The organism is Planctomycetota bacterium (genome assembly GCA_016207825.1).
Lineage (GTDB): Bacteria > Planctomycetota > MHYJ01 > JACQXL01 > JACQZI01 > JACQZI01.
Genome location: JACQZI010000030.1, coordinates 1 through 14,887, shown reverse-complemented (window position 1 = coordinate 14,887; position 14,887 = coordinate 1). Strand labels below are relative to the sequence as shown.

The 14,887-nt window shown below is 45.7% G+C and carries 13 protein-coding genes; 6 read left to right on the top strand and 7 right to left on the bottom strand.

The window, feature by feature from the left end; genetic code table 11:
• The first annotated feature begins 5 nt into the window (after window positions 1–5).
• Window positions 6–1,184 carry a hypothetical protein gene (locus tag HY811_10670; GenBank protein MBI4835260.1) on the top strand — a complete coding sequence of 393 codons (1,179 nt, stop codon included), beginning with the start codon at window positions 6–8 and terminating at the stop codon, window positions 1,182–1,184.
• A gap of 58 nt (window positions 1,185–1,242) precedes the next feature.
• Here HY811_10670 and HY811_10665 read toward each other — a convergent pair whose 3' ends face one another.
• Genes HY811_10665 through gatC form a run of 6 tightly spaced genes read right to left on the bottom strand, consistent with a single transcriptional unit; the run spans window position 1,243 to window position 7,192 of the window.
• The gene (locus HY811_10665; GenBank protein MBI4835259.1) at window positions 1,243–2,625 is read right to left on the bottom strand and encodes a serine/threonine protein kinase; all 1,383 of its coding nucleotides are present in this window, start codon (window positions 2,623–2,625) and stop codon (window positions 1,243–1,245) included.
• A 4-nt stretch (window positions 2,626–2,629) separates the two neighbouring features.
• Entirely contained in the window at window positions 2,630–2,989 is a 360-nt protein-coding gene (locus tag HY811_10660; protein ID MBI4835258.1) for a sulfite exporter TauE/SafE family protein, read from the bottom strand.
• 13 nt (window positions 2,990–3,002) lie between these two features.
• The gene (locus tag HY811_10655) at window positions 3,003–3,941 is read right to left on the bottom strand and encodes a proline dehydrogenase family protein (GenBank protein ID MBI4835257.1); all 939 of its coding nucleotides are present in this window, start codon (window positions 3,939–3,941) and stop codon (window positions 3,003–3,005) included.
• A gap of 16 nt (window positions 3,942–3,957) precedes the next feature.
• Window positions 3,958–5,430 (bottom strand): Asp-tRNA(Asn)/Glu-tRNA(Gln) amidotransferase subunit GatB, encoded by a 1,473-nt coding sequence (gene gatB / locus HY811_10650; protein ID MBI4835256.1) that lies wholly within the window; start codon window positions 5,428–5,430, stop codon window positions 3,958–3,960.
• 3 nt (window positions 5,431–5,433) lie between these two features.
• Complete coding sequence (gene gatA, locus HY811_10645; GenBank protein MBI4835255.1) at window positions 5,434–6,903, bottom strand: Asp-tRNA(Asn)/Glu-tRNA(Gln) amidotransferase subunit GatA; 1,470 nt, start codon at window positions 6,901–6,903, stop codon at window positions 5,434–5,436.
• A gap of 1 nt (window position 6,904) precedes the next feature.
• Window positions 6,905–7,192, bottom strand: coding sequence for an Asp-tRNA(Asn)/Glu-tRNA(Gln) amidotransferase subunit GatC (gatC, locus tag HY811_10640; GenBank protein MBI4835254.1), 288 nt, complete (start codon window positions 7,190–7,192; stop codon window positions 6,905–6,907).
• A gap of 287 nt (window positions 7,193–7,479) precedes the next feature.
• Here gatC and HY811_10635 point away from each other — a divergent pair, with 287 nt between their 5' ends.
• Window positions 7,480–8,430, top strand: a complete 951-nt coding sequence (locus HY811_10635; protein ID MBI4835253.1) for a hypothetical protein — start codon at window positions 7,480–7,482, stop codon at window positions 8,428–8,430.
• Between the two features lie 26 nt (window positions 8,431–8,456).
• Here the strand turns inward: HY811_10635 and HY811_10630 are convergent, their stop codons facing one another.
• Window positions 8,457–9,374: a tyrosine recombinase XerC gene (locus HY811_10630; protein MBI4835252.1), complete on the bottom strand. Its 918-nt coding sequence runs from the start codon at window positions 9,372–9,374 to the stop codon at window positions 8,457–8,459.
• A gap of 259 nt (window positions 9,375–9,633) precedes the next feature.
• On the opposite strand from HY811_10630, the gene ligA reads away from it, so the two are divergent.
• From ligA to HY811_10610, 4 genes are all read left to right on the top strand, one after another.
• Entirely contained in the window at window positions 9,634–11,640 is a 2,007-nt protein-coding gene (gene ligA / locus HY811_10625; protein ID MBI4835251.1) for an NAD-dependent DNA ligase LigA, read from the top strand.
• A gap of 93 nt (window positions 11,641–11,733) precedes the next feature.
• Entirely contained in the window at window positions 11,734–12,180 is a 447-nt protein-coding gene (locus HY811_10620; GenBank protein MBI4835250.1) for a hypothetical protein, read from the top strand.
• Between the two features lie 26 nt (window positions 12,181–12,206).
• Window positions 12,207–14,279, top strand: a complete 2,073-nt coding sequence (locus tag HY811_10615; protein ID MBI4835249.1) for a hypothetical protein — start codon at window positions 12,207–12,209, stop codon at window positions 14,277–14,279.
• Window positions 14,276–14,476: an amino acid transport protein gene (locus tag HY811_10610; GenBank protein ID MBI4835248.1), complete on the top strand. Its 201-nt coding sequence runs from the start codon at window positions 14,276–14,278 to the stop codon at window positions 14,474–14,476. The genes HY811_10615 and HY811_10610 overlap by 4 nt, the downstream gene beginning before the upstream one ends.
• Window positions 14,477–14,887: the final 411 nt, after the last annotated feature.

The window sequence follows — 14,887 nt, the reverse complement described above, 5'->3', positions numbered from 1 at the left end:
GCATTATGAAATGCCCGAAGTGTCAGTATGAAAATAAAGAAGGCGCTTTGACGTGCAACCTGTGCGGCGAAATGCTTAAGAAGGATGCGGATCCGGATCAATTTGATGTCCACCATCGCGGCGAGGATAGTTTGCATCATGGCGGAAAAACCTGCCCAAACCATCCGGGGAAACCTATTGCCGGCTTCTGCGATGCCTGCCGGAAAGATTTTTGTTCTGAATGCCTTATGGTAGTTGACCGCAGGCGGCTTTGCCCGGCATGCCGGAGGACCGGGGTTGTCAGCACATCCCAGTTTTTAAGCCATAAAGGCGCCGGCGCTATTGATAAGTGGGCTAAGATTATCGGTGTCGCTTTAATCATCAACTATTTCATCCCATTAAAATCTTTTATGGGACAAACAGACATGAGCTGGGGCTCTTTCGAGATATCATTTTGGGATGGTTTTGTTTCGTTGTTACCTGCGTTATGCGGCGTGATATTGCTTGTGCTTCCGATGCTAAGCCACGGTATTTTCCGCGGGGTAGCTATTAGCATAGTTGGTTTGATCGTTTTCCTGATTTATACGGCAAAATCCTCTAATACCAACATGTCTTCAAATATGTCTAATTCATTTGAAAGCAATAACCTGCTGATGGTTTTCGGAGTACTGGCTTTTATACTTATGTTAGCAGGCGCGCGGCTCAGGATGTTCTATGAGAAAAACGATATTGCGCGTTTCCTTGGAGGGGTTGCGGCGATTGCTTTTCTGATAATTGCGGCAATCCAAATCGTTCAAACGGCATCAATAGCCGATATCGGGAAATTATTGTCTATTCCATTCAATACGGAAACGCTTGGCTTTCTGGGCACTTTGACGTGGATTATCTATGTTATTTGTTTGCTTTGTGTCATTGTTTCGGCAATTCTTTCGGCTATTAATTTAGGCGGATTTGACGGCAGCAAATCAATAGCTAACGCAAGTTTCAAGACAGGGCTCATCTCGTTCTTTATCATAATCGGCTGGACATTGCTGATAGTTCTTATTGGCTACTTTGAACACAGTGAAATGCTTGAACTTATAGGCGGAGGGTGGCTTGTGTTTTTCATATATCGCCTGGCGTTTATAATAGGGTCGCTTTTATTTATGTTCGGCGCGGGAACGGTTGACTGGATACGGCGACTGATGCCCCTCTCCCCCCGCTGAAGCGGGGTTCGGGGACACCCGATTATAGAAAATTCTGGAATGGGGTGGCGAAGTGATTTTACGGCTTGGTTAATAAAACCCGGTACTTGTAAAAATCTTCGCTTTCAGTCGGTTCGTAGAAATCTACCGTGAATGTGCTGGAGCTTTTCGGAGAAAGCGTTATTTCCTTTTCCTTGATATAAGTTTTTCCCTGCCAGTCAATTTCAACCCGTAATTTCCGCGTCTGTATTTCGCCGGAAGTATTTTCTATAAAGGACATAATCTGGATGCCGTAATCAAAGGGATTGTTTATATCCTTTCCCGTATGATTGATGATTTTCATCTGTTCGTCTCCTAGGATGGTTTCCGGAGAAGGCTGGCCGATTATGGCCGGTTCAATATTCGGCTTGATATAACGCTGGACATCCGGGTTATTCATGGCAATTCTATAGCCGATATATCCCAGTATGGCGAGTATAAGAAGGATGCTTAATCCAATTGGGAAACGCCTGCTTTTTGGCGCGGGTTTTGGCTGGGCAGGCGATTCTGTCGTGATCATTTGAGTTTTGGCATAAAATGGCGCGTGCTTTTGTTTAATAGCCTCAAAATCGTCTATCAGTTCAGTTGGATTGCGATATCGTTCCGCAGGTTCTTTTCTCAAGCACTTCATTATGACCATTTCCATTTCTTTCGGGATATTTGGTTTTATATTATGGATGGAAATCGGGTCGGTGTTTATATGCATATTGATATAGCCCATTGAGGTATCGCTTTCAAAAGGAGCCTTTCCTGAAGCAAGCTCGTAAAGGACGACTCCTAATGAATATAAGTCAGAGCGGATATCCAAAGGTTTTCCAAGCCCCTGTTCCGGCGACATGTATCTGGGCGTGCCCATAATCGTGCCGGTCATGGTCAGGTCCTGCGCCGAAGCTTGTGTTTTGATGGCGCGCGCCAGCCCGAAATCCATTACCTTGATTTTCGCCTCTTTCATATCGAGTTTCTTTGATTCCAATACGGCGGTTGGGAAAGCTACCATGACGTTGGATGGCTTGATATCGCGGTGGATGATTTGCTCATCGCATTCCCAGGCGGCTTTTAATGCCTTGGCAACGGCAGCGCCGATATAAATGATATCGTCAAGCGAGAATTTATACTTGCGTTCCAGAAACTTGGCAAGCGGCACGCCCGGCACGTATTCCATGGCAAAGTAATGGGAGCCTTTGTATTCGCCCGCCCCGTAAACCTGGATGATATGCTCATCATTAAGCTTGGCAAGGCATTCAGCTTCCCGCCGGAAACGCAGGACAAATGATTCGTCATCGGTCAATTCTGAAGAAAGGAACTTTATGGCTACCGGCCGGTTAAGCGAAATCTGCCTGCCTTTGTAGACCTCGCCGCCGCCGCCTTTGCCTATCGGCTGGTCGCGGTATAATTCAAAATCGCCTAACGTTTCTGTTTGCATGGAATTATTTTTCTGTAAACATCTTGACTGCGATTGCAGCCAGGAAGACCGCGAATATTTTCTTTAATAGCGGAGCCGGAATTGATACTGCCCATTTAGCGCCGAAGTAACTGCCCAGAAAAAAAGCCAGGCAGATAAAAAGCGCTGCTTGGAAGTCTATGAAATTCTTTTGATAATATATATAAGCTGCCCAAATGCCGATAGGCGGGACCATCAGCGCCAAGGTCGTGCCCTGCGCGATGTGCTGCCCGAATCCGAAAATATAAACAAGGGCCGGGATAATAATCAGTCCTCCGCCTATTCCAAGCATTCCGCCTGCCACGCCGGCAACCAATCCCACCAAGACATAACCGATAACCATCATAATAAATCTCCTTTTATCTATAGAGCATATTCTTTGCCATAAACAGCACATTTGCCGGACGTTCGGCCAGACGCCGCATAAAATACGGATAGCAATGCGTTCCGTAGGGCACATATGCCCTTATCCTGTAGCCCTGCTTGGCAAGTTTTTCCTGCAAATCGCGCCGGATTCCGTAAAGCATCTGGAATTCGAATTTATCGTGCGCGATATTGTTTTTCTTAACATAATCCAATGTCCAGTTGATTATCTTTTCGTCGTGGCTGGCCACTTCCGGGTAAGTGCCGTAGCCTAACGCTTCTTTGCTCAGTAGTATGGAAAGGATGTTAAGATAGTTTTTATCAACATCTTTTTTATCCGGGAAAGCGACGGTGGCCGGTTCTTTATAGGCGCCTTTGCATAGCCTCACCCGCGGCCCCAAAGGAAGCATGTTCCGGATATCGCTTTCTGTCCTCCTTAAATAGGATTGGATAACGATTCCGGTTCCCTTGAAGCCTTCGGCAAGCATTGATTTATAGATATCTATGGTGCGGTCCGTGTAAGGCGTATCTTCCATATCAATCGTGACCAGTTTGCCGTAATCTTTTGCCTTTTGCAGTATCTGCCGCAGGTTTTTAAGGCATAGCTCTTTGCCGATATCCAGTCCGAGCTGGGTTAATTTCAGGGAGACGCTGATTTTAAACGCCTCTTCGTCTTTTATATGTTCCATGATTTTTAGGTATTCCTGGACGACCGCATCAGCCATTTTCTCATCCAGGACGCTTTCGCCAAGGCAATCCAGTGACACCATTACGCCTTTCTGGTTTAGTTCCTTGCTGGCTTTGACGCCTTCTTCGATGGTATCTCCGGAAACAAACCTTCTGGTAATGACGCAAAATGGACCGGATGATGACAACATCTTGTGCAGTGACTTCTGCCGTGAAAGAAACAGGAAAAATTCTTTCATGGGGTCCATGGTTAGCTCCTTTCTATTAATTGTCTAACAATTTAGCAAGCAATTCTTTTACAATCTGCGGATTGGCTTTGCCTCGGCTGGCTTTCATTACCTGTCCGATAAGCGATTGGATGGCGGTTTTCTTGCCGCCTTTATAATCAGCCACGATTTTGGCATTATTCTTAATCACTTCCTTGATAATCGGTTCAAGCGAACTTTTGTCTGATACCTGTTCCAATCCTTGTCCCTTGATAATCTCGGCGGCGGTTTTCCCGCTATCCAGCATTTTACCGAGAACGGTTGTTGCCATTGTAGAGACAATTATTTTCTTGTCTAATTGTTCTGCCAGCTCTAAGAGATTTTCCGGCGGCACTTTCCGTGCGAATTCACCGAACTCTATCTTCCGCTCATTAATAATCTGCAGGACTATTCCCAGCATAAGATTCCGGGCGGTTTTTGTTCTCACGGGACCGGATTCGGCATAATCAGCCATAGCCTTTTCTTGCGTTAATACATTTGTTTCGTGTTCAGAGATTTGATACTGGTTAATAAGCCGTTTGCGCCGTGTCTCCGGCAATTCTGGCATGTTTTTTTTGACTTCTTCCAGCCATTTGGCGTCTATTATTACCGGAACGAGGTCAGGTTCCGGGAAATAGCGGTAGTCATGAGCTTCTTCTTTGGAACGCATCGGTTTTGTCACTTCTTCCTTTTCATCCCAGAGTCGTGTTTCCTGGATAACAGGTTCGCCTTTCTTAAGGAGTTCTGTCTGCCGTTTCGCTTCATATACCAGGGCGTTCTTGACAAACTTGAATGAGTTGATATTTTTTATCTCTGCTTTGGTGCCTAATTTCTTGTCGCCTTTCGGGCGGACGGACAGATTGGTGTCGCAACGCAACGACCCTTTTTCCATATCGCAATCGGATATTTCCAGGTATTGCATAATTTCCTTTAAAGCTCCCAGATACGCATAGGCTTCTTCCGGCGAGTTAATCTCCGGCTTGCTGACGATTTCCAAAAGTGGCACTCCGGCGCGGTTTAGGTCGACCAAGCTATAGCCTAATTGTGTCTTTTCTGCCCCGGCTTCCTGCCTTACTTCCGGGTGGATAAGTTTTCCCGTGTCTTCTTCCAGGTGCACTCTGGTAATGCCGATTCTTTTAGTTGTTAGTGGTTTGTTATCAGTTGTTAGTTTAATATCAAGCCATCCGTCTTTGGCAAAGGGGAGATCGTATTGTGATATCTGGTAATTTTTAGGCAGGTCCGGATAGAAATAATTCTTCCTGTCGAATTTAGTAAATGAATCAATCTTGCAGTTTAATGCCAGTCCGGCGCGCAAGGCGTAATCAAAGGCTTGTTTATTGATAACCGGCAGTATTCCGGGCATTCCCAGGCAGACGGGGCAGGTTAAGGTATTCGGCTCCGCCCCGAATTTATTGCGGCAGCCGCAGAACATCTTCGAATCAGTCTTAAGCTGAAGATGAACTTCTAACCCTATAACTATTTCGTAGTCCATATATTAAATAACTGGTTTTGTTTTATGATAATCGGTTTCCCGTTCAAACGTTCTGGCGACTCGTAATATTGTCTCTTCTTCAAATGGTTTTCCCAATATCTGCAAGCCAACCGGAAGCTTGCTTTTAGTAAAGCCTGATGGGATGGAAATACCCGGGATTCCTGCCAGGTTTGCGGAGACGGTCATCACATCGCATAAATACATCTGCAAGGGGTCATCCAGTTTTTCTCCCATCTTAAAAGCCGGTATCGGCGAGGTGGGGGAGAGGATGACATCCGCTTTCTTAAATGCCTCATCGAAATCGTTCTTGATTAAACGCCTTACTTTTAAAGCACGGAGATAATATGCATCGTAATATCCGCTGGAAAGCGCAAATGTGCCGAGCATAATCCGGCGTTTTACTTCGGGGCCGAATCCTTCGCTCCGGCTCTTATGATACATAGACATTAAATCTGTGTAATCTGTGGTTCGGTATCCATAATGCACTCCATCATAACGAGCTAGGTTAGAGCTTGCCTCAGACGGCGCAATGATATAATAAGTGGCGATTCCGTATTCGGTATGCGGTAACGAAATATCTATGGTTTTTGCTCCCAATTTCTCTAATAATCCGATACTCTGATATACTGATTTACTGATATCTTTATCTATTCCTTCTGCGAAGTATTCCTTTGGTATGCCGATTTTTAATCCCTTTACTCCATCTTCCAGCCTTTTGAACCATTCAACTTTTGAACTATTGAACTCTTTTACCGATGTCGAATCCTGCGGGTCGTATCCGGCAATGACGTTCATCATCAAAGCCGCATCACGGACATCCTTGGTTATCGGTCCGATTTGGTCAAGCGAAGACGCAAAGGCAACCAATCCGTATCTGGAAACAGCGCCATAAGTTGGCTTCAGTCCAACCACTCCGCATAAAGCCGCCGGTTGTCTGATAGAGCCGCCCGTATCCGAACCCAGAGAAATAAAAGCCATATCAGAAGCAATTGCCGCTGCCGAGCCGCCGCTTGAACCACCCGGAACCCTGGATAAATCGTGCGGGTTATGGGTCGGGCCGAAAGCGGAATTCTCGCAGGAAGAACCCATGGCGAATTCATCCAGATTGGTTTTCCCTATGATAATGCCATCTTCTTCCTTGATGCGCTTTATTACATAGGCATCATAAGGCGGGGTGAAATTGCTAAGTATTTTGGATGCGCAGGTGGTTTTTATTCCTTGCGTAGAGATATTATCTTTGATGGCTATCGGGATGCCGGCAAGCTGTCCGATTTTTTCGCCTTTACGTATTTTCTCATCTATTTTCCCAGCCTGGGCTAAAGCGGTTTCCTTGCAGAGGGTGAGATACGCCTTGATTTTCGGCTCAACCGAATCAATGCGCTTAAAAGTGTCTTTAACCACGTCTGTGGAGGAAACTTTTTTGTCTAAAACCATGTCCCTTATTTCCAGGGCGGTATGCTTATATAATTCCATATTATTCTATGATTTTAGGAACGCGGAAAAAGCCCGCTTCCTTTTCTGGAGCATTGCTTAATGCTTGCTCCCGCGTAATGCCCGGTTTTGTTTTATCTTCCCTTAAGACGTTATTCATTTCAATTGAATGGATTAACGGCTCAATTTTATCCGTATCAATGCTTTTAAGCTTCCCGATATAATCCAGGATTTGGGCGAGGTTTTTGCGGAGTGCTTCTTTTTCCTCAAGATTGGGTTCCAGCCGCGCCAGATGTGCGATATGGTTTATCAGCTTTTCATTAATGTTCATAATACATTACAAATATCAAAATCACAATGCATCTTCCAGAAAAATCAGTCGTTTTACAGGCGCTGTTTAATAATTATTTTAAATAAAACATATCTTGTGGTATAGAAAAGTTTAAACTTTCCTAACCACTGCCCTGCTCCGTTATACTGCGGGGACTGATAGGGAGTCCCTTCCCCGCTTTGCGGGGGGAAGGGGAAAATCACATTAAAGTTATCGCGAAGCGATTTTCTTGACATAATCCCAAGGGTTAATATAATCTAAATAGCATTGTGAAAGGAGGCTGTATTATGAACATGAAATACATCATCGTTTCTTTGAGTCTTTTGCTTTTAATCACGGGCGTAATCTGGACGCAGGATAAACCGGCGGCAAAATCCGATCTGCCTGTCGGCGGTGATGTTGCCAATACAAAGAAGACGGATTATTCCGCTGATAACCTTTATCAATTGACCCCGGAAATGAAAGCCGGTGATAAATTTGAGGTCTATCAATCGCAGGAATGGAAAGGGAATCTTACCTTGGAAACCGAAGGTAAGAAACCATCAACTTACACCTTTGTCCAATCCATACAGAATAAATATACGGAAAATATTATTTCAACCGGGGAAACCGTGGAAGCCGAGAGGGTGTATACGGCCTCCCATGTCAAAAAGAGCGGTTTGCCTACCAGCGATTCGAAAGCTTCGATTAAAGACGAAGACACCTCCCTGAAAGACCGGAAATTAGGATTAAAAATAAAAGATAGCAAAGTTGCTGAATCCAGGGTGATAAGCAAAGAAGAGGATATGATTTTATCGAGGGATGTCCCGTATGTTATCCCTTCTAATGAATTCGACGGATTTATTGCCCCGGCCCAGGTTAAAGTGGGCGATTCATGGAAAATAAGGGAAGACGATTTCGGGATGATTATTTTCCGGGAAGATTACGATTCCGATAAATGTTCGATAATAGGGGATGCGTCATTAGAGGAAATAACCGATTACAAAGGATATACCTGCGCCAAGATAGCCGTTAAAATCTCGGCGGCCCGTGAGCAGTCTGCTGATACACCGCAGGCGACTGTGGAATTAACCGGCGTTTGTTACTTTGATTTGGAGAATAAAATAGTCCATTATGTCAAATTAGACGGCAAATTTACTCTGGATAAAAAAAGCAAGGCCGAAGAAAAAACTAAATCCATTATAAAGGTTGAAGGGCTTATTACGATCACTTCGGAAGTGAAGAAGGTAAAAGAATAAATTTTGTCTTTCTAGAATAGCCGAAATTATCCTGTCTTGGTTTTTGCCCGCGGATGGCTTTTACTGTAAATATCCCTCAAACGCGCTGTTGTTACGTGCGTATAAATCTGCGTGGTGGATAAACTCTTATGCCCCAGGAATTCCTGCACACTCCTCAAATCCGCCCCGTGGTCTAATAGATGCGTGGCAAAGGTGTGCCGCAAGGTGTGCGGGCTGATTTTCTTGCCTTCCAGTCCGGCCATCCTGGTATGCAGTTTGATAATTCTCCGGACGCTGCGGTCGGTTAGCTTATGTCCGTCGCGGTGATTTAAGAAAAGCGGTATATTCGGAGTTGCCAACTGGTTTTCCTTGATGCGCGAATTAAGGTAATCCTCGATAGCTTTTATCGCGAAATTACCCAATGGCACCAACCGCTCCTTTTTCCCCTTTCCTCTTAACCTGACTATGGCGCCTCCCGTATCAATATCTCTGATGTATAATCCGGCTAGTTCGCTTACCCGGCATCCCGTGCTGTAAAGCAGTTCGATAATTGCCTTGTCGCGCTTGCCGGCCAGCGTTGAAAGGTCTATTTTATCCAGTAATCCGGAAGTTTCTGTCTCGGTCAGGAATGATGGTAGCCGCTTATCCAGTTTCGGCGAGCGCAATATCAGCGCCGGGTTTTTATCCATGATGCCTTTTTTATTAAGGAAGCGGCAAAACGCCTTGAGCGAAGCCACCTTGCGTGCCACAGAGGTCTTGAGCTTGTTTAGCTCTTTTAGATGGATAATGTATTCCCTCATCTGGAGCGTATCGAGCGATTTCGGGTCGAGCGTTATTTTCTTCCCCTTAAAGAAATCAATAAACTGTGCCAAATCCGATTTATACGCGCGGATGGTTTCCACGGAAACATTCCTAGCCGTTAGGTATTCCATGAAACCAGCTATGTAATTTGATAAATCAGGCATAGTAAGTCTATCGGAATAAACCTTCTTAAATCTGTAGATAATCTCTTTGACTAAAAACCCATATCTGGTATAATGCGAACTATCAAAATATAAAGGTTTAATGTCATTCTGAACGCCCCCTACGGGGACTCCCGATTATTCGGGGTGTCCCCCCGAAATAAAGTGGAGGGGGAAGTGAAGAATCTTATGGCGTTTTGAGAATGAGATTCTTCTCCCCGCAAAGCGGGGCTCAGAATGACAGCTCGAAAATAAACCATTTATGATATCCCTAGATATTAAAAAGAAAGCGGATGAGCTCAGGACGGAAATAAATTACCACAACCATCGTTATTACGTTCTGGATGACCCTGAGGTATCAGATGCCGAATACGATAAATTGATGCGGGCTCTTTCCGCTCTTGAGGCGAAATATCCGGAACTCGTTACGCCGGATTCTCCCACCCAGCGCGTCGGCGCCAAGCCGCTTGATAAATTCTTGACCGTCCAGCATAAACAGCCTATGGTCAGCCTAGAAAACGCCATGGATGAGGCCGAATTTGAGCAATGGTACGAACGTTTGATGTCCGAGCTTAAGGGCGCTAAAGAAATAGATTTCGTTGCCGAACCCAAGATAGACGGTACGGCCGTGGAACTCGTTTATGAGAAAGGCATATTTAAAGTCGGTTCGACCAGGGGCGATGGGATGACAGGGGAGCTTATAACCGAAAACCTTAAGACCATAAAGAGCATTCCCCTGCGCCTGATAGAAGAGGATTTTCCCTTGCCCGCCTATCTGGAAGTCCGCGGCGAGGTCTTTATCAATAAGGATGCCTTTAATAAGCTTAACCGGGAGCGTGCCCAAAAAGGGGAAGAACTCTTTGCCAATCCGCGCAATGCTGCGGCCGGTTCCTTACGCCAGCTCGACCCCAAAATAACCGCCGCGCGCCCGCTTGACATTATGATTCATGGCATCGGAGACACCAAAGGGGTTAAAGAGAAAACACACCAAGATATGATGGAATATTTATCCGCGCTCGGCTTAAAGGTTATCAGGCATTCGCAACTATGCGGAAATTTGGAAGAGCTTAAAAAATACCACGAAAAGATGCTGTCAGAGCGCGATAAAATTCCTTACGAGATAGATGGTATTGTCATTAAGGTGAATGATTTTAGTTTGCGCGACCGGTTGGGCATGCGCGCGCGCAGTCCCAGATGGGCGATTGCCTATAAGTTTCCGGCACGCGAAGAAACCACCAAACTCTTGGATATCAAAGTGCAGGTCGGGAGAACCGGCGCCCTCACCCCGGTTGCCATCCTGGAACCGGTTTCTGTCGGAGGGGTGGAGGTTTCCCGCGCCACGCTACATAACCAGGATGAGATAAAACGACTTGACCTTAAAATAGGCGATACGGTGGTGATAAAACGCGCCGGTGATGTTATCCCGAAGATTGTCAAGGTGATTACCTCCAAACCCAGGGGCAAAGATAATTTTATCATGCCGGATAAATGCCCGGAATGCGGTTCAAAGATAGTCTTTCCGCAGGATGAGGTCATCGCGCGCTGTCCGAATATCGCCTGCCCGGCGCAGGTCAAGGGGAGAATCGAGCACTTTGCCCAGCGCGAGGCGATGAATATCGAAGGACTGGGTGAAAAGATTATCGAGCAACTGGTCAATAAAGGGCTGGTTAAAGACCCATCGGATTTATACGCGCTCACGAAGGACGATATCTTGAAAATGGAGCGGATGGGGGAGAAGCTGGCGCAGAATATTATGGACGCCATAAAGAATTCAATTAAGGAAGCAACCTTGCCGCGCCTGATTTATGCATTGGGCATCCGCCATGTCGGCGAGGCCATTGCCAAGACCATTGCCGAACATTTCCAATCAATAGACGAATTTATGGAGGCGCCGCAGGAGAAACTGGAGGAGATTCCGGAAATCGGCTCTGTCGTTGCCGAAACTATCAGGCAGTTTTTCTCCGATTCAAGCAACCGCAAGGTGATTGAAAAGCTTAAGAAAGCCGGCATAGACCCGAAGGCCGGAAAGCCAAAAGTCGGAAAACTTGCCGGACTGATTTTCGTCTTTACCGGTGAGCTTGAAAAATATCCGCGTTCCAAGGCAAAGGAGATTGTGGAATCGCTTGGAGGGAAGACCTCGGAATCCGTGAGCAAGAAGGTAAGTTATGTCGTTGCCGGCCCGGGGGCGGGCGAGAAACAGGATAAGGCAAAAAAACTGGGGATTAAGGTGATTGATGAAAAAGAGTTCTTGAAAATGGTGGAGGAATAATACGTGATTTTAGCCGCAAATACACACGGAAAATGACTATTAAAAACGTTAAGGGAAATAAATAACCGAATATAAATAAGAGGAGTAAATAATATGAAAAAGATAATAATTGCCGTAATCATAATAGCCGCTTTGGTCGGGTTAGTCATCTTAATAGGCAATCCGATAACGTATCTTAAAGTCAAATATTACGCGTATAAGTTGAATCATACCCAAATTAATAATACCTGGGATAAGGAAGCGGTGATGAAAGCGGGAAAAAATCTTTCCGGTTTGGGGAAACAAGGGATACGAGAGTTAATATCCGGCGTTTTAAGCGATGATGAATGGGTCAGGATTGTCTGCATCTTAAGTATTGTCGGGCTTCCGGATAGCGGCCAGCATAAAATATTGGATTTCGCCGATAATCCGGATGATAAATATTTATGGGCCGGCGAGACTAAAAACCCCCAGGACAGGGAATATATAGCTGATGACCTTATGAAATGGCTGGCTGATGTTAAGGATGAATCATTACTAAAACCCGGAGAGAATAAATGACCGCAGCTGAGCAGACAGGAGAAAAAATGAAACAGATGTTAAAAGAGAATCGATACGCGACATCCGCAATTCTTATCCTATGTGTTTTAATGTTATTTTCATTTATTTATGCCGGGGATGAGCCTGCCGGCAACAAAGAAAATCTCTGGGTGACCCATGGTCCTTGGGGGAGTTTGGTTTTCGATTTAGAGGTTGATTCCGTCGATTCACAAATTGTTTACGCCTATGGACCGGGCGGCGGCAATTATGTCAGTTCCGACGGTGGAAAATCCTGGAACCGGATAATTCCTCCGGAAGTGTTTCTTGAAGACCAGCCGGTGCACCTTGTAAAAGATATTTTGTATATCTATAGCGATTCGTCCGTTTATCAAAGCAAGGACCATGGCAAAACATGGAATAAAATCCACACCTTTAAAAATAACCTGAAAATAGGCCTGATGGAAAGCGGGCCCAAGGGCGTTTATTGCCTGTTGTTTTCCTGCCAGATTGAGCAGGTGGATAACGCGGAAAAACCGGAATTCCGGCATACCTACGATTGTTTCCTGGCGTGTTTGCCTTCCGACAAAACCGAATGGGAACAGTTTAAAATAGGCCCTTTTTCGTATAGCAGTTATTACTATTCGGCGCCGCTGTTCTTTAATAAGTCGCTGAATTTTATCGGCGATGATACGCTTGTCATCTCCATAAGCCAGATGGCGAGCGATATGGACAGCACTTTGCACGATTCCATTTTATTGACCTCAAAAGACGGCGGCAAGACCTGGATGAAAGATATTGTCATCGGCAACAAGAGAATCGTCTGTTCGCCGCGGGACGCCAAAACGCTCTTCGGCATATCTTTCTTAAGTTCTGATAAATCTGACAAGGGAGGGATATTTAAATCGGTCGACGGCGGCGCGACTTGGAAGCTTTTGGATGAAAAGTTTAAAGACCGGGCGATAAGGTTCATTGCTTTCCACCTGGAAACGGCTGATATTTACGTCGGTTCGCATGAATACGGGCTTTTTGTCTCGCGCGATAACGGCAAAAAATGGGAAACACTTAATACCGGATTGCATAACATGAGCGTCAGCGCAATCGCTTTTGACCCTTCGGATAAAAACGTGATGTATTGCGGCACTCAGCACGGCATTTTCAAAACCACCGACGGCGGCGAAGAATGGCAGTGGAGCGGAGAAGGGTTCGCGGCAAACCAGGCGCAAAAAATATATATTGACCCTGATAATCCGAAAGATATTTATCTGGCCGAGTATACTTCCGGAATCAGAATCAGCCGCAATGGCGGTGAATCATGGGAGCCTATCCAGCCCAAGCGGCCTTTCAGCAATACATATAATATAGTCGGGACGGACGATTTGTTGATAGCCGAAACGGATGTGGGGTTTTGCCGCAGTACGGACGGCGGCAAGGGCTGGTCGCTTATAGAATCGTTAAAAGATAAAACACCCTATAACGCGGTTTATTGCGGGAAAGATGAAATATATTGCCTCACTTGGAATGATAAAAAATCGCTCAAAAGCGCTGACGGTGGGAACAAATGGGAAAAAGCCGGAGAATTGCCGGGCGATATCGGCGAAGGCGTTCAATTTATCGTAAGAAACGGCAATTCAGCCCTGGCTATCGGCACTGAAGGAATTGCCTTTAGCGGTGACAAGGGCAAGACATGGAAAAAGAAGGATATTACCTTTGGCGATGAATCGTTTTTATTCATTGCTGCTGTTTGTTTTGATCCGGCTAATCCGGATGTTGTGTATATCGGCGGTTCGCGGAGGGAAAAATTCACCCAATATGTTTACCGGGTGGATTTAAAAACTAATGCTACGGAATGCATATTTCAAAAAGTCACCCCGAATATGCCGTCCGGGATTGTCGGCATTGCATTCGTCAATTCTGATGACTATACCATGGTCGTGGCGGAGGCGAGGGCAGGCGTCTTTGTCTCTTATGATAAATGGAAAAGTTGGGTTGAAATGAATTGCAATTTGCCCAAGGGCCACATCAATGCGATGGCGGTAAGCAAAGAAGGAATTATCCATCTGTCCGCCTCCGGAGCGGTCTATTCGATGAAAATACCTCCTAAGCCGGAAGGTGATAAATGACCGCAGCTGATTTGTTTGGAGCGTTGATATTCGGATGTGTCGGTTTGTCCGCATTCATGGTCGGCAAGAAGCGTTCCGATGCCAAGCTTATGCTCACCGGATTTCTCCTCATGGGTTATCCTTATGCCATGCCCAATACGCTTATGCTCTATATCGTCGGCGGTGTTCTAACACTCTCTTTGTTTGTGTTTAAGTAAGAGGAGCTGGGTGGGAATGACAGAGGGAACGCTTTCGCAAGAGTTCAGTAATTACCTAAAAATCCCCCTTGGCATTTTGATTCTGATTTAATCAATATACGAGCTTTAGCCGTCCCAACGCAAAGACGCGGATTCGTTTTACCGTCGCACCCCCTATTCCAGTTTTTCTACTCCCCCAGAATGGGGGTAGGGAGGGGGGTATAGGGGAGGTGGGTAGAGGGGGTAGTGATACCCTGTAAGGAGGGCATAACTATTTTTGTTCCCCTTAAATAGAAATTCTATATACTCCCTTTTCGTTCTCGGTATACCCCGGAGAGGGATACCCCTGGGGGTATAGGGGGGATGGGTAGGGGGGGGTGTTTTTATCTGTCTGGTAGGGTGCGAGATTTATAAGCTTCCCAAATCTGCCCT